Source organism: Pareuzebyella sediminis, from assembly GCF_008367235.1.
Classification (GTDB): Bacteria; Bacteroidota; Bacteroidia; order Flavobacteriales; family Flavobacteriaceae; genus Pareuzebyella; species Pareuzebyella sediminis.
Window position 1 is genome coordinate 1,514,385 of sequence record NZ_VTZS01000001.1, and the last position, 20,488, is coordinate 1,534,872.

Sequence of the window (20,488 nt, forward strand, 5' to 3'; positions counted from 1 at the left end):
TTACTCCCATTCTATAGTTGCCGGGGGTTTGGAACTTATGTCATAGACCACCCTGTTGACACCCGGTACTTTATTGATAATGTCGTTCGATGTTTTCTGTAAAAATTCGTAAGGTAAATTCACCCAATCTGCCGTCATACCATCGGTACTTTCCACGGCACGTAAAGCTACACATTTTTCATAAGTACGTTCATCACCCATAACTCCTACGCTATTTACGGGCAAAAGCATCGCTCCGGCCTGCCAAACTTCATCATAAAGCCCCCAATCTTTTAAACCCTTTATGAAAATGTGGTCTACCTCTTGCAAAATAGCCACCTTTTCAGGGGTAATATCGCCCAGTATACGAATGGCCAGGCCAGGGCCCGGAAAGGGGTGTCGCCCCAACCGTTCGTCACCAATAGCCATACTTTTACCTACCCTTCGCACCTCATCTTTAAAAAGCATTTTAAGTGGTTCGACCACTTTAAGTTTCATAAAGTCGGGCAATCCGCCCACATTATGATGGCTTTTAATGGTAGCCGACGGTCCGCCTGTTGCAGAAACGGATTCGATAACATCGGGATAAATCGTACCCTGCGCCAACCACTTGGCATCTTCGACAGTATGTGCCTCATCATCGAACACTTCGATAAATACCCGACCAATTATTTTACGTTTCTTTTCAGGGTCACTTTCTCCTTTTAGAGCATCCAAAAAGCGTGCCGAAGCATCCACGCCTTTCACGTTAAGCCCCATGTGTTCATATTGATCGAGCACGTCCTGAAACTCATTTTTTCTGAGCAGACCGTTATTGACAAAAATACAATGCAGGTGCTTTCCTATAGCTTTATGCAAAAGTACCGCAGCAACCGTTGAATCGACACCGCCAGATAGCCCGAGAATCACCTTATCGTTGCCAATTTTCCTTTTGAGCTCGGCTACGGTTATATCGACGAATGCATCCGGGGTCCATGTTTGTTCGAGACCGGCTATATCTACCAAAAAGTTTTCCAATAACTTTTTACCATCGACCGTATGGTACACCTCAGGATGAAATTGAATGGCATAAGTGTCCTCATTTTCAATTTTATAGGCAGCATGTTGCACATCATGCGTACTCGCCAATACCACCGCATTTTCGGGCAACTTCTGAATGGTATCGCTATGGCTCATCCATACTTGGCTCCCCTCGGCAATGCCCAAGAAAAAAGGTTCCTCTTCCCTAATATAAGAAAGCTTGGCTCGACCATATTCCCTAGTATTCGACGGGGCAACGTTGCCCCCGTTAAAATGGGCAAGATATTGAGCACCGTAACAAACGGCCAACAACGGCTTTTTACCTTTGATCTCAGATAAATCAGGATGTGGGGCGTCGTCCGACCTGACAGAAAAAGGAGACCCCGAAAGAATGACCGCTTTATAACTTGAAAGGTCTTCGGGAAGTTTATTATAAGGTTTAATTTCACAGAAAATATTCAGCTCGCGCACCCGTCTGGCAATAAGTTGTGTGTATTGCGAACCGAAATCTAGAATAAGGACGTTGTTTTGCATGGGCAAAAATAGGAAATTCCCAATTTAAGGAAAGACTCTTATTGGATATTTATAATTGGGTTTTTAACATTTTTTGGAATATGTAATAGAAGACCAAAAAATAGAATAATAACAAGCAACAAAAGCGATCATTCCACCGATTCGATAATTCTACCAAAAAATAAAAATAAAATATTTTCTCCGCTTTACCTCTTGAAATAGCGACCTAAAATTCTTGAAAAACTCCATTACAAACGTTAAAAAGGAAAATATAAAATACTGTAATTAAGACTTTATATAAATTATATTATATGTCTGGAAATTAATTTTTTAAATCAATTCCTACAAATATAAAAATGGATGTAAAAGTGCTTTTGTCCCTAATAAAGTCTCGCAAAATCGCGGTCTATTATAAACATGAAAAATAAGGAGGTTTTGCAGCGCTTACTGCAACAAATAATTACTCTGACGAACATGACCGATATTGTCCAACCCATGCGATTATTCCCTTGTAGTATGGTTTTTGACTACACTTTTTCAGTTTTATCTATACCCCCCAATCAAAACGCATTCCATTTTTATGCTAACTAGCCGGGAGGAAAAAGAGAATGATGGGCTCGATATCTTTGGAGGGTTGCGGTAGTAATAATCGCTCGGTTCGGAACCAGTAACGGGAAGGTTCGGAGTCACTAAAAAATCATAGAAAAATTCGGAATAGTTCAACGTTCCAAAAAAAGAGACATAAAAAAACCCGGGTTACCACACCCGGGCTTCACATCAAAATCAAAAAACCAACCTAAACACATGAACTCTTTAAAAAATTCTTTTCATAGCGATTTTGATATATAACAACAGCCTTTGAAAATACCCTACCCGAAATCCCTATTTTTTTTCTAATTTTAATAAAAAGCAGGAAAGATGACCGAAATATTCTGGGCTGAATTGAAAGAAAAGTTGCAAAGCATGCCCACCGAAAAAGACCATCCTTTTCGGTACGCCACCTTGGGTACCGTTGGCCTAGAAACCATGCCTCGACTTCGAACCATAGTGATACGAGAGGTTTCGAAAGACCTCACGCTGACGTTTTATACCGATAAGCGTTCCAAAAAAATCATGCACATCAAAGAAAACAATAGGGTAAGTTTATTGTTTTACGATCATAAAAACCTACTTCAGCTTAAGGTAGAAGGCATAGCAAATATAGTTAGTGACGAAGCCCTTTTACGGGAGTACTGGAAAAACATACACCCAAAGAGCCAAAAAGACTATACCACCCGCTCCGCTCCGGGAAGCGATATTTCGAATCCGGACAACGTTGAATATTTACAGGAAGGGAACCATTTCTGCATGGTTCGTGTGGTACCTTATAAAATCGAGTACCTCAAACTGAAGCGCCCTAATCATTTGCGCATCAGCTTTTCGAGAGAGGAAGGAGATTGGTACGGGGAATTCCTTGTGCCTTGAGCACCTTACGACATAAAACCTCAAACTATTAAGTAATACGATCAGTATTGTAGAATCAAAAATTCGAGCTGTAAAGGGTTAAGGCTCTCCTTTAAAAAGGGTATCAGCTGGCTGCCGAGCTCTAGGTACAGTTCCGAAAAATTGACGTTACGCTCCTGTAACGAACGGTCGGGGAAAAGTTCTTCCTGAATTTCGGTCATACGGCCTACGTGATCTTCCAATTTTCGCTTTTGAGCTTTAAGCAGTCGTTTTTCGAGCTTGTCAAGGCCTTTTTTTTGCTTAACCTCTTGCGCCTTTACCGCTCCTAAAAATGATTTGTCAGTTTGCTCGGCCAGCTTGTAAAGGGCTTCGAACTGCTCCTCCAACAAACGTTTCTGGGGTGAAAAATCAATATCAATGTTAGAAATTTCTCGTATTTTCTTGTTAATAAAACGACTGCGCTTCATAAAAAGATCGGAAACACCAAGGTCGAGCTTTTTTAACTTTTTCTGCTGTTTTTCGCTGATGACCAATACGGAATTACGTAAAAGCAACACGGGAAATGGCACTTGCATCGCCTCGAACATCGATTTCAGTTCAAGCCAATAGGCCAGCTCTCCTCCTCCCCCTATGTAGCACAAATTAGGAAGAATTACTTCTTGGTAAAGCGGTCGTGCGATAACATTGGGCGAAAAACGTTCTGGAAAATCCTTAAGCTCCTTTAGCAATTCTTCCTTTGAAAATACGATCTGGGTATCCAATACAAAATAAGAGCCCTCTTTCTCTACAATGCGTTCCCGCAAGCCATCCTTCAGATAAAAATAATTGATTTCTCGAGGATTGACTTGTATCCCGTAGTCTTTTGAGAGTCCTTCCATTTCGGTAATGGTTTCCGAAACCTTTTCGAACGCCGTTCCTTCAATAATATCTTTTTCGGCGTACGGGCGCAACAAACTTTTTAATCGTTTGTCATCGCCATCGACGATGACCAGGCCATAGGCTCCGAAAAGGGCATTGGCCAAATAGCGGGTAGCCCCGGCCAATGTTTCATGCTTGAGGTAGGCATCGTGAAACAGTTTTTTCAGTTCCTCGGCATTATTCGAAGTCCCCAACTGATCGGCAAAGGCCTCAAAAACCTCATCGAGACCTTTCGTTTTCAAATGCCCCACCGCCCCACTTGGCCGATTTTCCGGACTCCATTGTATTTTCTTTCCCTTAAAATTGAAATAGTTGATTTCGTCAAAATCATGGTCTTCTGTTGCCATCCAATAGATAGGTACAAAATTGTATTTCGGGTAGGCCGTTTTAAGGGCTTCGGTAAGGTTTATCGTTGAAATAATCTTGTACAAAAAGTACAGAGGCCCCGTAAAAAGATTCAACTGATGACCAGTAACCACCGTGAAGGTAATAGGCTCCTTTAGCTTTTTAAGATGCGTTTTGGTCAAATCGGTAATGGAAAGCTTCGTATATTGATCTTGAAGTGCCTCGTAGAGTACCTCACGATGTTCCTCTGGAAAGTGCTTGGCCTTACGCGCTATCTGCACCCCGAAATTATCAAGGTTCGGAAACTCCCCATAAAATGGCTTTAAGTCCTTGCTTTCCGCGATATAATCACAGATAAGCTTGGAAAAATAGTCGGTTTGGTCAAAAGGTATGCAGTCGGTATCCATAAGGGGAGTAAATATATAACTCTTCGATCTTCCCAATTACTAAAAATACGTTAATTACTTTGACCTATGTTTAGTGCAAGTGGTAGAATATTGAGGTTCGCTGTGGCTAATATTTTTTAGCTTTACGGAAAGGAAGAATTTAGAACACAGATGCGAAACACATCGATCTCCCTTAAATCACTAAAAATCAAAATGTTAAAAACATCCTTGCTTTGTTTGGCTTTTGCTGTTTCGTTCTTTCTGAACGCACAGGACCCGCAATCCCCTACTGAATTTTTGGGCTATGAACTGGGAACACGGTTTACCCCACACCACCGAATGGTCGACTATTTTCAATATTTGAACCAAAAACGGCCACAACTGATCAAATTAGAAGAATATGGGAGAACTTATGAGGAGCGCCCCCTGATCATGGCCTTTGTATCTTCGGAAGAAAACATGGCCGATCTTGAAAAAATTCGTCGTGAACATATTCAAAGTACGGAAGGACTCGGCAACCCGAACAAGGCCATCGTTTGGATGAGCTACAATGCCCATGGCAATGAAAGTGCTAGCACCGAAGCGGCAATGCAGACGGTTTATGAGCTCATGACCGAAAAAAAGGGCTACTTGGAAAATACTGTAGTTCTCATGGATCCCTGTATAAATCCCGATGGGCGCGATCGCTATGTGAACTGGTATAATCAATTCGGCAATAACGAAACTACCATCGACCCCAATAGTAAGGAACACCACGAGCCCTGGCTCAACGGGCGGCCGAACCACTATATGTTCGACCTCAATCGTGATTGGGCCTGGCTCACACAACAAGAAAGCCAACAGCGCATTGTACTTTATAATAAATGGCTGCCCCATGTACACGTAGATTTCCATGAGCAGGGGGTGAACAGTCCATATTACTTCGCACCCGCCGCAGAACCGTTTCATGAGGTTATCACTGATTTTCAACGCGATTTTCAGATGACCGTGGGGAAAAACCACGCCAAATATTTTGATTCAAACGGCTGGTTTTATTTTACCAAAGAGATCTACGACCTACTCTATCCAAGCTATGGGGATACGTTTCCCACCTATAATGGGGCCATCGGCATGACGTATGAACAAGGAGGAAGTGGCCGGGCCGGTCTGGGGATTACGACCAATAATGGCGACACTCTTACCTTAAAAGATCGGGTGACCCACCATATCGCCACCGGCCTATCGACCTTGGAAGTCTGTGCCAATAATGTGGAGCGGTTGAACTCGGAATTCAAGAAATACTACAAAAACAAAGACTACCTCTATAAAAGCTATGTACTGAAAGGTAAGCGGGATTATCTCGAGCGGCTTGCCGAATTACTACAGCAGCATGAAATCGAGTTTGGAATCGGTAAGAATACAACCGTTAAGGGATACGATTATGGTAAAGGAACGAGTGGTAGTATTCGTGCCAACGACAACAGTTTAGTCGTCTCGACCCAGCAAAAAAAAGGCACTTTGGTCAAAGTGCTATTCGAACCCAATGCGAAATTAACCGATTCGTTGACCTATGATATTACGGCCTGGTCGTTGCCTTATGCATATGGTCTAGAGGCCATAGCCTCTGAAACTCCGGTAGCCAATACCCGAACATCGGCACAAGAATTTATTCGTTCCAGACAGGAAAGAATGCCAGAAACTTCTAACGATAATGCTGCCTATGCTTTTCTTTCGGACTGGGACAGTATGAAAGACGCCCAATTTTTGGCCGACCTTTTACAATCGGAAATACAAGTGCGTTTTGCTAAAAAACCCTTTTCGATGGACGGGAAGCAATATAACCGGGGTAGCCTTATCATCGCCCGTGCCGACAATAAGAACAATGTAGAATTCATAAAGCAACTACGGGCAGTGGCCAAGAAGCACGGTAAGCATATTACGCCCACCGCTACGGGCTTCGTCGAGGGCGGTAAGGACTTCGGTTCTGCTTCGGTACAGTTTATCAATAAGGTAAAGGTGGCCGTTTTATCGGGTGTCCCTACCTCTACCCTACACTTCGGGGAAATTTGGCATTTTTTCGAGCAGCAGCTACATTATCCACTGACCATCATCGATTCGGACTATTGGGAGGAGATCGACCTTTCAGACTACGATGTGTTGATCTTGCCCGACGGCGACAAGTACACCCAATTTTTGGATGAAACTGCTTTAAGAGCACTAAAAACCTGGGTCGAAGATGGCGGTAAACTAATCGCTATGGGCGGGGCTCTAAAAGGACTCATACAAGAGGAAGGCTTTGGGTTGACCGCTAAAATTTCGGAGACAGATAGTTCTACAATGGTCCCCGTTTATGATGAAACGGTACGTCAACAGATCAATAAGGCGATTACCGGAGCTATCTTTCGAACAAAGGTTGATACTACGCACCCCTTGGCTTTTGGCTATAAGGACACCTATTACAGTTTAAAATTGGGACATACAGCCTACAATTATCTCGATGAGGGTACGGTAGTATACTTGGAAAAGGAAAATACCAAGCCTGTGGCTGGTTTTGCAGGCACTACGGCCCGAAAACGTATCGCAGACACCCTGATATTCGGGGTAGAAGCCCACGGCAAGGGTCATGTAGTCTATATGGTCGACAACCCCTTGTTCAGGGGTTTTTGGGAAAATGGAAAGCTCTTCTTTGCCAACGCTCTTTTTCTAGTGGATTGAAAATGCCTATCGAAAGCGCTATTGTAAACCTTGTTTACAAGTTCAAAAAAGCAAGAATATTATATTTAAAGTGACGTAAAAAGTTGTCATCAAACGCCCATGAAAACTATAACGAAAAGGGGAAAGCTGAAATTCGAACAAACTAAGTTGCATCATGAACATGATTATGGAAAAATAACCCATCGACCGACTTTTATCGCGGTACTTCTTGCGATAACCTTTACTCTTCAAAGTTGTAATCAAAAGGTAAAGGAATCAACCAAAGAAATTGAAGAAGAAGTAGTTTTTCAATTAGAAAAAAGTGAGTTGGAAGAACAGGTAATGGCGTATTACAACGGCTTTAAAAATTCCGATTACCGTCAGATTAGGAAACAGGTCTCCGACAGTCTCACCATTACCGAGGGTGACTACACCATGACCTTCAACCCCGAGCTTTTCCAAGAACATTTTAAATGGGATTCCATTTTTCAACCTGTTTACGAAGTGGTTGAATTAGAAAATAAGGACGAACAAGTGGTGGCCACAGTTGCGGTAAAATCGTTGCGATTTGAGTTTTTGAAAAATAATCCTTTGACATGCAGACACCAATTCCACTTTAAGGCAGGAAAAATAGCCAAGATTGAAAATTTGGAATGTCCCGATGCTAATTGGGAACTATGGCAAATAGAAAGAGACGCTCTAGTGAATTGGGTTAAGATAAACCATCCAGAACTCGACGGGTTTATTAACGACTTAAGTAGGCAAGGTGCCCTTGATTATGTCAAGGCCATTGACCTCTATCAAAAACGTCAGGTCAATTGATTGGGTAAACCAGTGAACAAGTCCCGTTAATTCACTATTTTTCATCACTAATACGATTCAAAAAACCCTAAAACCTTAAAATGAAAATTGATGTCCTGAAAGGCGATATCACCACACTTGAAGTCGACGCCATTGTCAATGCGGCGAACTCTTCGCTCTTAGGAGGGGGAGGTGTCGATGGGGCAATCCATAAGGCCGGGGGAAAACAAATTCTTGAGGAATGCATGCACATCCGTAACCAACAGGGAGGATGTAAGGTCGGTGAAGCTGTAATAACCAATGCAGGGAAGCTTAAGGCCAAAAAGGTAATCCATACTGTCGGGCCAAAATGGAGTGGGGGAAACGCCGGAGAGTCTGAAAAGCTACGTACATGCTATCAAAACTCGCTGCGGCTTGCCGAACAGGCCGATTTGCAATCCATCGCCTTTCCGAACATTAGCACCGGTGTCTACGGGTACCCCAAAACGGGAGCGGCCGAAGTAGCTCTCAAAGCCGTTAAAGACTATCCATACGAAAAGGTGCAACACGTCATTTTTGTCTGTTTTGACGACGAAAATTACCGGTTGTATTCTAACCGATTAAACGACCCACAATGATTCAGACCATGCACTGTTTCATCGACCAACCAGCACGATAGGTAGATCGCAGCATTTCGTTGATACTTAAGAATATGCCCTACAAAACTTTTGAAACGGAAAGACTAATCATCCGGCCCACGACGGAAGACGATGCAGACCTGCTTTTTGAGCTTCTTAACAGCCCAAAGTGGCTTCAATATATCGGGGACCGAAAAGTAAAAAGCTTGGCAAGTGCAAAAGAGTACGTAAAGACGAGAATTTATCCACAATTAGAAAGACTGGGATACTCTGGCTACACATTAATCAGCAAAATGGATCATCAAAAAATAGGAAGTTGTGGCCTTTATGACCGAGAGGGGTTGGACGGCATCGATATCGGCTTTGCCCTGCTGCCGAAGTACGAACAACAAGGCTTTGCCTTTGAAGCCTCACATAGACTGTTACATGCCGCATTCCATGAATTTGGGATTCACTCCATCAGTGCTATAACCAAAAGAGAAAATATCGCTTCCCGAAAACTTTTAGAAAAATTGGGGCTTCAGCTTTCTGGAACGATATCTTTACCGAATGACGTTGATGAATTATTGGTATACAAAATAGAAAGGTAAAAGGGTAAGCAAATGTTTCGCCAAGGTTCATCGCTATGGACCATACCAGACGAAAAATTATTCCGAACCAAAGCCAACCTTCACCGTCATACCTTAAATTTGTTTTATGAAAGCGGCCACCCGAACAGCGTATGGTTCTCCCAAGGTATTAAAGCTCCGTACCATCGATAGGCCTCAACCCGATGACAACGAGCTATTGATCAGGGTATACGCCACTACCGTAAACCGTACGGATTGTGGAATATTAACAGGCAAACCCTATGCTATACGTTTGTTTACCGGGCTTTTCAAACCTAGTTCTGAAGTGCCGGGTACGGACTTTGCCGGTCAAGTAGAGGCCATCGGTGCCAAAGTTACTTCCTTTCAAGTCGGGGACCGTGTGTGGGGCCTTCACGATGAAGGGCTGGCCTCACAAGCGGAATATATGGTCGTTCGTGCGGACAACGGGGTCGTTCCCATACCCGAAAACATCACCTATCAAGAAGCTGCAGCATCTGCCGAAGGGGCGCATTACGCGTATAATTTTATAAACAAGGTGACCCTAAGCAAAGGCGATAAAGTATTGGTCAACGGCGCTACCGGAGCCATTGGTTCCGCAGCCGTTCAACTGCTCAAGTACTTCGGCGCTGTCGTTACCGCCGTAGGAAACACCCCAAATATGGCCCTACTCGATTCCCTTGGGGCTTTCAAGACCTTCGATTACCTTAAAGAAGACTTCACAAAAGACACCGACAATTACAAGTTTATTTTTGATACGGTAGGAAAAAGCAGTTTTCATAAATGCAAACATTTATTGGTACCGGGGGGAGTCTACATTTCCTCTGAGCTGGGGCCTATGGCAGAAAACCTTTATTTGCCAATTTTGACCAGATTCAAGAACAAAAGGGTCATCTTTCCCGTGCCCATGAACTGCAAACGTACTTTAGTGTTCATGAACGAGCTTCTTGCAAAAGGAGAGTTCAAACCGGTCATCGACCGAATTTACCGATTGGAAGAAATAGAGGAAGCTTATAGCTACGTAATGCGCGGTGAGAAAACCGGTAATGTGCTGATCTCGTATTACAACGAGCCCTCTTAGAACAGATGTACAGGCAACGTGTGCATTTCTCTTGTCTTATTTCAAGGGAAGTTTTAGCACATAATCATCGGCAGTCATGAACAGGTTTTTTTCTTTGGTATCAAATGCACAATTTGCCGTAGCTTGACCCGTTCGGATCCGTGCTAAAGGACGCGCCTCCAAATTGAATACCCAAACGCCACCGGGTCCCGTAGCAAAGAGATATCCCTTGCTATGCATTTTCATTCCGTCGGGCAGGCCTTGTTGGCCTTCTTGACCGATCAATTGGGTTACATCATAAAAAGACTGCTTATTTTCCACTTTTCCCGGGGCTACAATGTTATACCGATACCAAACGGCATGCTCCGGGTCTGAAACCGCGACATACAAAGTAGTGTTATCAGGGGACAATGCAATACCGTTAGGGCGTGATAAGGTATCTACCAAAATCAACTCTCCCGAAGGGGTCAAACAATAGACTCCTTGAAAATCAAGTTCTTTATTCGGATCGTCCATCTTTTTTGGCAAACCATAAGGCGGATCCGTAAAATAGAGATTGCCTTTCCGGTCGAAAACTCCGTCATTAGGGCTATTGAAACGTTTCCCATCATACGTACTCACCAAGGCTTCATATTTAGGCTTCGGTTTTTTTAAAGTACCCTGCATTTTGGCCACCCGTCGTTCGCCGTGCTGCATCAATACCAATGCACCATCCGGACTAAGGAGCAGTCCGTTCGAACCAGGTTCGTCGCCATAAGTACCCTCCCCTAAATAGCCCGATGGTTTTAAATATTCCGTTAGTTTTCCCTTTTTATCAATCTTATAGACCGTATTGTTGGGAATGTCGGAGAATAGCAAATATTTTCCTTTTGAAACATACAAAGGGCCTTCCGTCCACTGAAAACCACTGCCTATGACCTCGATTTTCGCTTCGGGATCAAGAAGGTTCAAGGCTTCATCATGTAGAATTTCAATGGAAAATTCATGTTCCTTTTCCTGACTGTTGATAGTGAAAGCCACAAGGACTAACATAATAAGAAAATAAGCTTTTTTCATAAATACGAAGGTTGATTGCCAAAACCTAAAAAGACCCTGAAGCTTATGAAGATATGAAAAAAAAATTTCCTTAAGACAAAATTTTATGTTCAGGCGAAGTGTTCTAAAAAAGTTAAGCCGGTTCGCCGTATAAGTCAAAATCGGCCGCATCGGTAATACGTAAGGTGACGAATTCGCCCTGTTTTAAATAGTGTTTAGAAGCATCGACCAAAACTTCATTATCGACATCGGGTGAGTCGAACTCGGTACGGCCTACAAAATAGTTGCCTTCTTTTCTGTCAATGATACAGCGATACGACTTTCCGATCTTGTCTTGGTTCAGTTCCCAAGAAATCTGAGCTTGGATTTCCATAATCTCATTGGCCCTTTCCTGTTTAATCGTTTCAGGCACATCATCATTCAAGCTATAGGCATGGGTATCCTCTTCGTGACTATAGGTAAAACATCCTAAGCGTTCGAAGCGCATGTCTTTCACCCAGTTCTTTAGCGTTTCAAAATCTGCCTCTGTCTCACCAGGATACCCGACAATCAAGGTAGTACGAATAGCCATTTCAGGAACGGCCTTTCTAAATTCCCGTAACAATTGTGTCGTTTTGGCCTGGGTGGTACCTCTCCGCATGCTTTTTAAGATATCATCTGAAATATGTTGTAAGGGAATATCGATATAGTTACAAACCTTAGGTTCGGTAAGCATGACCTCCAAAACATCCATTGGGAAACCGGTCGGAAAAGCATAATGCAAACGGATCCATTCTATGCCGGTTACCGTGACCAAACGCCTCAAGAGCTCGGCCAGATTACGCTTCTTATAAAGGTCTAGGCCATAGTAGGTAAGATCTTGGGCAATCAATATGAGTTCTTTTACCCCTGTAGCGGCCAATTTTTCGGCTTCTGCCACCAACGTTTCAATAGGTGTACTACGATGTTTTCCGCGCATGATAGGAATGGCACAGAAAGAGCAAGGGCGATCACAACCTTCGGCAATCTTGAGATACGCGTAGTTTTTTGGAGTAGTTGTAAGGCGCTCCCCTATAAGTTCGTGCTTATAATCAGCTCCCAAGGCCTTTAATAAGCTGGGTAGCTCACTAGTACCGAAATATTGATCAACATTTGGTATTTCCTTTTGTAAATCGGGTTTATAGCGCTCACTGAGGCAACCCGTAACAAAAACCTTATCGACCTGGCCTGCTTCCTTTTTCTGAACGTATTCCAAGATCGTATTTACACTTTCTTCCTTCGCATTGGCAATAAACCCACACGTATTGATCACCACCACATTGCCTTCCTCTTCATGCACTACGTCTTTCGAACTGGCCCGCAATTGGCCCATGAGTACCTCGGAATCGTAGACGTTTTTGGAGCAGCCCAAGGTGACTACATTGATTCTATTCTTTTTCAGGGTTTTTGTACGCATATTTTTTTAATGGGATGCAAAAGTACGACAAGTAATGTAACAAAACCCATATTACACGAATTCTTGCTTTTTTACGTTAAGACCCTACAGCATTCCAACTTACTATGAAAACAATGTCGGCACATAAACTTATTTGGGCCTTACCGCTAGTGGCAGCTATTTTTATAGGGTGTTCCAAGGATTCTGGGGCATCCGATGAAATAGAAATGCCCACCGAAAATGATGCACTCTATTTTCCGCCCATAAGTACGGATATTTGGGAGAAAATCGCTCTTCAGGACTTGAACTGGGACGAAACGGCCGAAAAGCCACTTTACGACTTTTTAGAAGCACATGATACCGATGCTTTTATCATCTTAAAAAATGGAAAAATCGTAATTGAAAAATATTTTGGAGGGTTCACCAAAGACCAAAATCATGCTTGGAACTCAGCCGGCAAAACACTAACGGCCTTTACATTGGGCATTGCCCAAGAAGAGGGACACTTGTCCATCGAAGATAGTTCGCAAGAATATCTAGGGGAAGGCTGGTCAAGCCTCACTAGCCAGCAAGAAGAACAAATTTCCATATGGAACCATTTGACAATGACAACTGGTGTTGATTACGGCGTAGACAATAATTTCTGTACAGACCCGGAATGTCTTTTGTACAAGAACGATGCTGGTACATTTTGGTTCTATCACAATGCTACATACACTCTTTTGGACGAAATTTTGACTAACGCGCTAAACCAAGATTTCAGGGACTACTTTAACGCAAAGATCAGGGACAAAATTGGCATGCAGGGCCTTTGGGTCTCGTTATCATATAATAATGTCTACTTCAGCACAGCTCGAAGCATGGCACGCTTCGGTCTCTTGAACCTGAACAATGGAATTTGGGAGTCGGAGGCCCTTCTTTCCGATACCGTCTACTTAGACGCCATGCTGAATACTTCACAACAGCTAAATCCCGCGTACGGATATCTATGGTGGCTCAACGGAAAAAGTTCGTTCAGGATGCCCGGATCTGAAGAGAGCTATCCAGGGACCCTCATGGCCAACGCACCAGAAGATTTGGTCGCTGGGTTGGGCAAAAATGACCAAAAACTATATATCGTACCCAGTCAAAAACTGGTTATCGTTCGTATGGGCGGTGATGCCGGACAGTTACAACTTGGACCATCGAGCTTTGATAATGAACTTTGGTCAAAAATCAACGCACTCATCAAATGAAATATTTAAACGATGCTCTATCGCCAAAAAAGGTTGTCTAAAAGTGCGAAAAAAGCATAGAGCAAAAAAATATTGCGATACCCTAGTTTCAAATTACGATAGGTAATCGGACACAAAACGAACCCCATATACAATAGCGTGGCTGCAAATTCATATTCCGATACGACGAGTCCGATAGAGGCTACGAAAAGCAATAAAAAACCAAGAACAATCTTCGAACGGTCTAAAAAAACGAACCCCAAGGCCAATAAGAGTTCCATACCAATGATCGAATAGACAAAAGGTTGTCGTAATCCTTCATAGGGCAAAGTGCCAATATTCAAAATAATGGTTTTCCCTAAAACTGGATCGGTGCGAACGAACGTACGGATATTCTCAACATTCTGTGCAATTACTTCCTTTATTTCAGGCATTAGTCCACTGTTTATAAGCGGCCTGAAGAAGTCACCGGAGGCCATTCTAAATGCAATGAAATCACCACTCATAAAATTGGGATTGAAAACCTTGTGCATCGTTGCAAATCCCATCACCACAATAAGTATCCAGCGTAGGTTATCTGTGAAGTATTCCTCATCCTCAGCGTAAAAAAGCAAAAGAGATAAAAAAAATAGGGTAAACAAATGGTTCGGTGCATTGTACCACCTGTAAACAATTCCCAAGAGAAGACTCAAAGAGAATACTACCTTGATAACGCGGTCGTACCGTCGGATTGCCGGTAAGTCGAAAACGTTTAGTAGCTTTGGGAGACAGACCCCCAACCCTAGAAGTAGTTGAACGACCCCAAGAAGAATACCCGAGCGCAATTCGATTACGTTAATAATCAATAGCAGCAAGTAGCCCCCAAAAATGCTTTTTTTAAAACTAGCCCTCATAACTGTTCACCAATACCCGTTTTAATATCCGAGAATCGGCCTTAAAATCAAAACGCCATACCTCGACCTTAAAACTATCGCTGCGATTCTGTCTTAAAAACTCATAAACCTTTCGAAGATGGTCTGAACTAGGGTAGGTTCTACATTCGAGAATCAGTTTTTGAAAGGTCGCATTTGAAGTAAAAAGTTTACTTCTACGCGCCATAGTCCGTTGGCCTTCACTTTCAATCCAAACAAAGTAGGAAAGGTTCGGGTGATACTCGGAATACATCCCATAGCCACCCATTTTCCAGGGATTTAAGGAACTGTACTTCGTTAGCCCCATTTGAAAAAAGGCCCACAATATGATACTTATAGGTATCCAATACCTTTGAAGCAACTTCCACAAATTCATCCGTTCTGTTTTAGCCAACAACTATAAAATTGTAGGCTAATATAATCAAACCTGTAAGATTTTTATATAAAAACAGGAAACCCCAAAAGATATTCAGTTTTCGCCCGATGGCACACATCTTATTTTAGAGAAAAACGAATGTTCCACTTCGCCAAATGCAAAAAAGTAATGGTCGGTAAGAAGTACTTAGTTTTTGCTCCCGAAAAATGAATCGACGAATTCGTGTTTATTGAAAACTTGTAGGTCTTCTAGGCCTTCGCCCACTCCAATGTATTTAACTGGAATTTGAAATTGGTCGGAAATACCGATGACTACACCACCTTTTGCCGTGCCATCTAGTTTGGTAACAGCCAATGACGAGACTTCGGTGGCCTTTGTAAACTGTTTTGCCTGTTCAAAAGCATTTTGACCAGTTGATCCGTCCAATACTAAAAGAACTTCATGTGGGGTTTCAGGTACTACTTTTTGCATCACCCGCTTTACTTTGGTCAGTTCGTTCATAAGATTAACCTTATTATGAAGTCTGCCTGCGGTATCTATAATGACTACATCGGCGGACTGTTTTACGGCCGAACTAAGGGTATCGAACGCCACGGAAGCAGGATCACTTCCCATTTTTTGTTTGACAATCGGAACCTCCACACGATCGGCCCAAACCTGTAACTGGTCAATAGCGGCAGCTCTAAATGTGTCGGCTGCCCCCAAAACGACTTTCAGGCCCTGCTTTTTGAATTGGAAGGCCAATTTACCAATAGTGGTGGTCTTGCCCACTCCATTGACTCCGACGACCATGATTACATAGGGCCTTTTTTCCTTTGGAATAACGAATTCGGTCAGATTTTCGGCATGGGTCTCTGATAATAGCCCTGCAATCTCTTCACGTAGAATGGTATTGAGTTCATCGGTGCCGACATATTTGTCCCTAGCGACCCGAGCTTCGATTCTTTCGATAATCTTAAGGGTGGTGTTCACACCAACATCGGAGGTAACAAGAACTTCCTCTAAATCATCTAATACATCATCATCAACTTTTGATTTGCCAGCAACGGCCTTACCTAGCTTGGAAAAAAACGATGTTTTTGACTTCTCCAAGCCCTTGTCCAGGGTTTCTTTTTTCTTTGAGGAAAATATATTTTTAAAAAGACTCATAAGATTGAATGTATTGATGGCTTCAAAGATAAGAAAGTAAGTTTCAAACCATGAAAAAGAGTATCTTATGTCGATTCAAATTTCCATTTCTTTACGTTTGGACCAAAAAAAAAAGCCTCTTTAAAAAGAGGCTCACTTTCGTTTCTTATAACGCAATTATTTTTTTAACCAGTCATTCACCATTTCTGGAGGCATAACCGATTCGACAAAAGTATACGACCCACTTTTCGGGGACTTTACCATTTTAATGGCTTTTGTCAATCTTTTTGAACTTGTTTGTAAACTCGCAACCGTTTTCTTTGCCATGACTATTTACTTTTAAAGGATTTTATAGACAAAAATCCGATCTACTTGATTTCTTTATGAACCGTCATCCTTTTTAAGATAGGATTGAATTTTTTGATTTCCATCCGTTCCGGCGTGTTCTTTTTATTTTTAGTGGTAATGTACCTTGAAGTTCCTGGCATTCCAGAATCTTTATGCTCGGTACACTCTAAAATAACCTGTATTCTATTTCCTTTCTTTGCCATCGTAAACTAGCTTATTTGACCAATCCTTGTGCTCTTGCTTCCTTAAGAACCGCAGAAATACCTCTCTTATTGATGATTTTCAACGCTTTTGCCGAGACCTTCAGCGTAATCCAACGATCCTCTTCAGGAAGATAAAAACGCTTTTTGGAAAGGTTAACATCAAACCTTCTTTTGGTCTTGTTTATAGAGAACGAAACGTTGTTTCCCGTCATTGCTCTCTTTCCCGTAATTTCACAAACTTTTGACATTGCGCTGATTTTTCTTTAAACAGGGTGCAAATTTATATCATTTTTATGGGACGGACAAAAGAATATTCAGATTTTTAAAATTTCTTTTTGAAGCAGTTCAAATGCCTTGTTTACCGTTTTTTGCACAATGCGTTCCCTGTGGTTTCCCATATTGAATTTTTCTGCAAAAACGCCTCTTGGAGAGGCAATCGCTATAAATACCGTACCTACCTCTGCATCGGAGTCTCCTTTACTAGGACCTGCGTTTCCAGTGGTAGCTATTGCGAAATCGCTTTTCATCATTTTTTTGACGTTTTGGGCCATTTGAACAGCCACTTCCCCACTTACAACCGAATGGGCGTCGATGCTATCTTTTCGAACGTTCAAAACTTCGATCTTAACTTCGGTGGCATAACTTACCACCGTTCCCTTAAAATATGCCGAAGCCCCTGCCATTGCCGTCAGTTGCTCGGCAATTCGTCCCCCGGTACAACTTTCGGCCGTTGCAAGCGTCATCTTTTTCTTGGTCAACAACTTCGCCACCACCTGCTCCAAAACCTCATCGTCTTCGAGGCCATAAATAATATCCCCAATCAAGGGGTAAACTTCCCTCACGGCCTTTCCGATACCATCTTGAAGTTCTTTTTCCTCGGCGCCTTTGGCCGTCAAACGCAATCTCACCCTACCTAAGCTCGGTAAATAAGCCAGTTTTATAAATGGGGGCAACCGATTCTCCCAATCTTCAATTTTATCGGCGATAGCACTTTCACCCAACCCATACGTAATAATTGTCTTATGCAGAATATAGGGTCTCCGATATTCTTTACTGATTTTTGGGATGACCACATCGACCATCAGATGCTTCATCTCGAAGGGTACCCCGGGCATTGAAACAAAGGTGACATTATTTGATTGCATCCATAAACCCGGTGCGGTACCATACGCGTTGTGTAAAACCGTAGCCCTTGAGGGCACCAGGGCCTGTTTTCTATTAATATCGGATATCGGGGTGGAGGTAATGTATTTTTTAAAGAGTTCTTCAACATGGTCTAGCACACTTTTATCTTCAACCAACCTATCGTCTAAAAACTCACATAGCGTATGTTTGGTAATATCGTCTTTGGTAGGCCCTAACCCACCGGTGATCAGCACTAGCTGCACCCGGTTACGAGCCTCCTCCAAGGCTGAAAGAATGTGCTCCCTTTCATCTTGCACCGATGTGATTTGATAGACGGAAACGCCTATTTTATTAAGTTCCTTAGCTATAAAAGCGGAATTGGTATCTACAATCTGACCTATGAGAATCTCATCGCCAATCGTAATAATTTCTGCGAGCATTACAGTTGAAAATCTTTTTTTAGCTCTGCCACGACTTGATTGATATCTTTTTTGAGGGTCGGAAAAATCTCTTGAATTTCCGCCATGTTCGCCTCGTTCTTACCCAAAGTTTCTATCTGAAGTGCTCTTTCCCGAGTTTGTTCCATGCCCAATAGATCGACATTAGGCTTTATCTTATGGGCAAGTTTATATACTTGTTCATGATTTTTTTGCGCCAGGGCCTGTTCAAGTTCTTTGAGATCCTCCGGTACTTCATCTAAGAAAACTGAAATTACAGAATTGATGAAATCTTCATCTCCATCAGCCATCTCATTGATTTTATCAAGATTGTATATCATTATTTTACTTTTAAAGTGAAAATTGTTTTACCCTCCAATATACCCGAAAGATAGTCATTTGCGGCTATTCTTCCAACCCCGGAAGGTGTACCTGTAAAAATAATATCCCCCTTCTTCAGTGTAAAGAATCGTGACACATACGACACAAGTTCATCTATCTTCCACAGCATCAGTCGCGTGTTCCCGACCTGTACCGTTTCGTTATTCTTCAAAAGCGAAAAATCGAGGTCGTTTACATCCTTAAAATCAGTTTTAAGATACCATGCCCCGATTACCGCCGCACCATCAAAACCCTTAGCTTTTTCCCAAGGAAGACCCTTTTCTTTTAGCTTAGATTGTACATCTCGGGCCGTAAAATCTATACCAAGACCTATCTCGTCGTAGTAGGTGTGCGCAAATTTTTCGGCAATATGCTTCCCCACCTTTTTAATCTTCACCAATACTTCGACCTCGTAGTGAACATTATCGGAGAAATCGGGGATGTAAAAATCCTGTCCCTTGGGTAAAATGGCTGAATCAGGTTTGATAAAAACCACAGGTTCTTCTGGGCGTTCATTGGCCAACTCTGTAATATGGTCGGCATAATTTCGGCCTATGCAAATAAGTTTCATCTAGTATAGATTATGGAATTCTTTTGAATAATGGAATTTCATCGTAAGAGCAATCCTATTAGCGGTTCCAAAAAAACTGAGTAAGTTTTAAAATCCGTTTAGCACCTAAAAACGTATCCGCTCTTTGAACAAAGATACAACCACGTATATACTTACGCTTTTTTGCATCGAAACAACCCTTCAAATTGCTATCCGAGTTTGCTGTTCAACTGATTTAATTTGATTTTTGTAAGTACTTTCTTCGTATATAATGGAAAATCGGCATTTAAAATCCAACCAAAATAGCCAGGTTCCTTCTCTAGCACCTCCAATACTCGTTTTCCCTTATGTTTTCCAAAGGCAAAAATTTCCACTCCCTCTTCATCATAGCCCAAGAAGCCAGCAAAATCAGCAAATGGCCGATGGGTTGAAAATTCAGCGAGTTTTTTAATATCGTTCTCAAGGTCAGGATAGCGATCCAACTGGGATAACAACACCTCGTACGTGGCCAAGGTATCAGCCTCGGCACTATGTGCATCGGTCAAATCTTTATCGCAGTAGAATTTGTAAGCGGCTTCCAAAGTTCGCTTTTCCATTTTATGAAAAATGGTCTGTACGTCTACAGATACCATGTTCTTCATATCAAAATCGACATCGGCACGGAGCATTTCCTCAGCCAATAATGGAATATCGAACCGGTCAGAATTAAATCCGCCCAAATCACTATCCTTTATCATTTGATATATTTCTTTGGACAGTTGTTTGAAGGTCGGTTCCGAAGCTACCTTTTCATCGGTAATACCATGAATGGCAGCCGTCTCATCAGGAATGGGAATTTCCGGATTTACAAGCCAGGTTCTACTTTGTTTATTTCCGTTGGGAAATATCTTAAGAATAGAAATTTCGACGATGCGATCTTTGGCAATATTGGTTCCGGTAGTTTCAAGATCAAAAAAACATATGGGTTTCGTGAGGTTAAGCTGCATCTTCCTATAATTTATTACAAAGATAGTTTTTATGAAAG

The 20,488-nt window shown here is 42.3% G+C and carries 21 protein-coding genes; 7 read left to right on the plus strand and 14 right to left on the minus strand.

What is annotated here, in order from left to right:
• Window positions 1-1,533, minus strand: coding sequence for a glutamine-hydrolyzing GMP synthase (guaA, locus tag F2B13_RS06385; RefSeq protein WP_149277549.1), 1,533 nt, complete (start codon window positions 1,531-1,533; stop codon window positions 1-3).
• A gap of 897 nt (window positions 1,534-2,430) precedes the next feature.
• On the opposite strand from guaA, the gene F2B13_RS06390 reads away from it, so the two are divergent.
• Window positions 2,431-2,976, plus strand: coding sequence for a pyridoxamine 5'-phosphate oxidase family protein (locus tag F2B13_RS06390; RefSeq protein ID WP_149277550.1), 546 nt, complete (start codon window positions 2,431-2,433; stop codon window positions 2,974-2,976).
• Between the two features lie 41 nt (window positions 2,977-3,017).
• Here F2B13_RS06390 and bshC read toward each other — a convergent pair whose 3' ends face one another.
• On the minus strand, window positions 3,018-4,625 hold the full coding sequence (gene bshC / locus F2B13_RS06395) for a bacillithiol biosynthesis cysteine-adding enzyme BshC (RefSeq protein WP_149277551.1): 1,608 nt from the start codon (window positions 4,623-4,625) through the stop codon (window positions 3,018-3,020).
• Window positions 4,626-4,817: 192 nt separating this feature from the next.
• On the opposite strand from bshC, the gene F2B13_RS06400 reads away from it, so the two are divergent.
• The 5 genes from F2B13_RS06400 to F2B13_RS06420 all read left to right on the plus strand — a co-directional run bounded on the left by F2B13_RS06400 (window position 4,818) and on the right by F2B13_RS06420 (window position 10,363).
• Entirely contained in the window at window positions 4,818-7,298 is a 2,481-nt protein-coding gene (locus F2B13_RS06400) for a M14 family metallopeptidase (RefSeq protein ID WP_149303653.1), read from the plus strand.
• Window positions 7,299-7,397: 99 nt separating this feature from the next.
• A complete protein-coding gene (locus F2B13_RS06405) occupies window positions 7,398-8,099 on the plus strand; it encodes a hypothetical protein (protein ID WP_149277553.1) in 702 nt (233 codons plus the stop codon).
• 80 nt (window positions 8,100-8,179) lie between these two features.
• Window positions 8,180-8,695 carry an O-acetyl-ADP-ribose deacetylase gene (locus tag F2B13_RS06410; protein ID WP_149277554.1) on the plus strand — a complete coding sequence of 172 codons (516 nt, stop codon included), beginning with the start codon at window positions 8,180-8,182 and terminating at the stop codon, window positions 8,693-8,695.
• 74 nt (window positions 8,696-8,769) lie between these two features.
• The gene (locus F2B13_RS06415; RefSeq protein WP_149303655.1) at window positions 8,770-9,285 is read left to right on the plus strand and encodes a GNAT family N-acetyltransferase; all 516 of its coding nucleotides are present in this window, start codon (window positions 8,770-8,772) and stop codon (window positions 9,283-9,285) included.
• A 106-nt stretch (window positions 9,286-9,391) separates the two neighbouring features.
• Window positions 9,392-10,363, plus strand: coding sequence for an NAD(P)-dependent alcohol dehydrogenase (locus F2B13_RS06420; protein ID WP_149277556.1), 972 nt, complete (start codon window positions 9,392-9,394; stop codon window positions 10,361-10,363).
• Between the two features lie 36 nt (window positions 10,364-10,399).
• Here F2B13_RS06420 and F2B13_RS06425 read toward each other — a convergent pair whose 3' ends face one another.
• Together F2B13_RS06425 and rimO are read right to left on the minus strand one after the other, a co-directional pair.
• Complete coding sequence (locus tag F2B13_RS06425; protein WP_149277557.1) at window positions 10,400-11,398, minus strand: SMP-30/gluconolactonase/LRE family protein; 999 nt, start codon at window positions 11,396-11,398, stop codon at window positions 10,400-10,402.
• A 112-nt stretch (window positions 11,399-11,510) separates the two neighbouring features.
• The gene (rimO, locus tag F2B13_RS06430; RefSeq protein ID WP_149277558.1) at window positions 11,511-12,812 is read right to left on the minus strand and encodes a 30S ribosomal protein S12 methylthiotransferase RimO; all 1,302 of its coding nucleotides are present in this window, start codon (window positions 12,810-12,812) and stop codon (window positions 11,511-11,513) included.
• A gap of 113 nt (window positions 12,813-12,925) precedes the next feature.
• Between rimO and F2B13_RS06435 the strand changes: the two genes are divergently transcribed.
• On the plus strand, window positions 12,926-14,026 hold the full coding sequence (locus tag F2B13_RS06435) for a serine hydrolase domain-containing protein (RefSeq protein WP_149303657.1): 1,101 nt from the start codon (window positions 12,926-12,928) through the stop codon (window positions 14,024-14,026).
• Between the two features lie 17 nt (window positions 14,027-14,043).
• Here F2B13_RS06435 and F2B13_RS06440 read toward each other — a convergent pair whose 3' ends face one another.
• The 10 genes from F2B13_RS06440 to F2B13_RS06485 all read right to left on the minus strand — a co-directional run bounded on the left by F2B13_RS06440 (window position 14,044) and on the right by F2B13_RS06485 (window position 20,450).
• On the minus strand, window positions 14,044-14,898 hold the full coding sequence (locus F2B13_RS06440; protein WP_149303659.1) for a hypothetical protein: 855 nt from the start codon (window positions 14,896-14,898) through the stop codon (window positions 14,044-14,046).
• Complete coding sequence (locus F2B13_RS06445; RefSeq protein WP_149303661.1) at window positions 14,888-15,292, minus strand: hypothetical protein; 405 nt, start codon at window positions 15,290-15,292, stop codon at window positions 14,888-14,890. The genes F2B13_RS06440 and F2B13_RS06445 overlap by 11 nt, the downstream gene beginning before the upstream one ends.
• A gap of 186 nt (window positions 15,293-15,478) precedes the next feature.
• Complete coding sequence (gene ftsY, locus F2B13_RS06450) at window positions 15,479-16,441, minus strand: signal recognition particle-docking protein FtsY (protein ID WP_149277562.1); 963 nt, start codon at window positions 16,439-16,441, stop codon at window positions 15,479-15,481.
• Window positions 16,442-16,597: 156 nt separating this feature from the next.
• A complete protein-coding gene (locus F2B13_RS06455; RefSeq protein WP_149277563.1) occupies window positions 16,598-16,747 on the minus strand; it encodes a DUF4295 domain-containing protein in 150 nt (49 codons plus the stop codon).
• A gap of 41 nt (window positions 16,748-16,788) precedes the next feature.
• Window positions 16,789-16,971, minus strand: a complete 183-nt coding sequence (rpmG, locus tag F2B13_RS06460; RefSeq protein WP_072995257.1) for a 50S ribosomal protein L33 — start codon at window positions 16,969-16,971, stop codon at window positions 16,789-16,791.
• An 11-nt stretch (window positions 16,972-16,982) separates the two neighbouring features.
• Window positions 16,983-17,219: a 50S ribosomal protein L28 gene (gene rpmB, locus F2B13_RS06465; RefSeq protein ID WP_149277564.1), complete on the minus strand. Its 237-nt coding sequence runs from the start codon at window positions 17,217-17,219 to the stop codon at window positions 16,983-16,985.
• Between the two features lie 66 nt (window positions 17,220-17,285).
• Window positions 17,286-18,536, minus strand: coding sequence for a competence/damage-inducible protein A (locus F2B13_RS06470; RefSeq protein WP_149277565.1), 1,251 nt, complete (start codon window positions 18,534-18,536; stop codon window positions 17,286-17,288).
• Window positions 18,536-18,874 (minus strand): Hpt domain-containing protein, encoded by a 339-nt coding sequence (locus tag F2B13_RS06475; protein WP_149277566.1) that lies wholly within the window; start codon window positions 18,872-18,874, stop codon window positions 18,536-18,538. The genes F2B13_RS06470 and F2B13_RS06475 overlap by 1 nt, the downstream gene beginning before the upstream one ends.
• A complete protein-coding gene (locus F2B13_RS06480; RefSeq protein ID WP_149277567.1) occupies window positions 18,874-19,485 on the minus strand; it encodes a fumarylacetoacetate hydrolase family protein in 612 nt (203 codons plus the stop codon). Before F2B13_RS06480 ends, F2B13_RS06475 begins: the two co-directional genes overlap by 1 nt.
• 188 nt (window positions 19,486-19,673) lie before the next feature.
• On the minus strand, window positions 19,674-20,450 hold the full coding sequence (locus F2B13_RS06485; RefSeq protein ID WP_149277568.1) for a 3'-5' exonuclease: 777 nt from the start codon (window positions 20,448-20,450) through the stop codon (window positions 19,674-19,676).
• Window positions 20,451-20,488 lie beyond the last annotated feature (38 nt).

Coding starts and splice junctions, on each gene's coding strand:
- ftsY (WP_149277562.1), bottom strand. CDS start 16,441: ATGAGTCTTTTTAAAAATATATTTTCCTCAAAGAAAAAAGAAACCCTG.
- F2B13_RS06435 (WP_149303657.1), top strand. CDS start 12,926: ATGTCGGCACATAAACTTATTTGGGCCTTACCGCTAGTGGCAGCTATT.
- rpmG (WP_072995257.1), bottom strand. CDS start 16,971: ATGGCAAAGAAAGGAAATAGAATACAGGTTATTTTAGAGTGTACCGAG.
- F2B13_RS06440 (WP_149303659.1), bottom strand. CDS start 14,898: ATGAGGGCTAGTTTTAAAAAAAGCATTTTTGGGGGCTACTTGCTGCTA.
- F2B13_RS06485 (WP_149277568.1), bottom strand. CDS start 20,450: ATGCAGCTTAACCTCACGAAACCCATATGTTTTTTTGATCTTGAAACT.
- F2B13_RS06420 (WP_149277556.1), top strand. CDS start 9,392: ATGAAAGCGGCCACCCGAACAGCGTATGGTTCTCCCAAGGTATTAAAG.
- F2B13_RS06455 (WP_149277563.1), bottom strand. CDS start 16,747: ATGGCAAAGAAAACGGTTGCGAGTTTACAAACAAGTTCAAAAAGATTG.
- F2B13_RS06425 (WP_149277557.1), bottom strand. CDS start 11,398: ATGAAAAAAGCTTATTTTCTTATTATGTTAGTCCTTGTGGCTTTCACT.
- F2B13_RS06475 (WP_149277566.1), bottom strand. CDS start 18,874: ATGATATACAATCTTGATAAAATCAATGAGATGGCTGATGGAGATGAA.
- F2B13_RS06480 (WP_149277567.1), bottom strand. CDS start 19,485: ATGAAACTTATTTGCATAGGCCGAAATTATGCCGACCATATTACAGAG.
- F2B13_RS06410 (WP_149277554.1), top strand. CDS start 8,180: ATGAAAATTGATGTCCTGAAAGGCGATATCACCACACTTGAAGTCGAC.
- F2B13_RS06405 (WP_149277553.1), top strand. CDS start 7,398: ATGAAAACTATAACGAAAAGGGGAAAGCTGAAATTCGAACAAACTAAG.
- rimO (WP_149277558.1), bottom strand. CDS start 12,812: ATGCGTACAAAAACCCTGAAAAAGAATAGAATCAATGTAGTCACCTTG.
- F2B13_RS06400 (WP_149303653.1), top strand. CDS start 4,818: ATGTTAAAAACATCCTTGCTTTGTTTGGCTTTTGCTGTTTCGTTCTTT.
- bshC (WP_149277551.1), bottom strand. CDS start 4,625: ATGGATACCGACTGCATACCTTTTGACCAAACCGACTATTTTTCCAAG.
- F2B13_RS06445 (WP_149303661.1), bottom strand. CDS start 15,292: ATGAATTTGTGGAAGTTGCTTCAAAGGTATTGGATACCTATAAGTATC.
- F2B13_RS06415 (WP_149303655.1), top strand. CDS start 8,770: ATGCCCTACAAAACTTTTGAAACGGAAAGACTAATCATCCGGCCCACG.
- rpmB (WP_149277564.1), bottom strand. CDS start 17,219: ATGTCAAAAGTTTGTGAAATTACGGGAAAGAGAGCAATGACGGGAAAC.
- F2B13_RS06390 (WP_149277550.1), top strand. CDS start 2,431: ATGACCGAAATATTCTGGGCTGAATTGAAAGAAAAGTTGCAAAGCATG.
- guaA (WP_149277549.1), bottom strand. CDS start 1,533: ATGCAAAACAACGTCCTTATTCTAGATTTCGGTTCGCAATACACACAA.
- F2B13_RS06470 (WP_149277565.1), bottom strand. CDS start 18,536: ATGCTCGCAGAAATTATTACGATTGGCGATGAGATTCTCATAGGTCAG.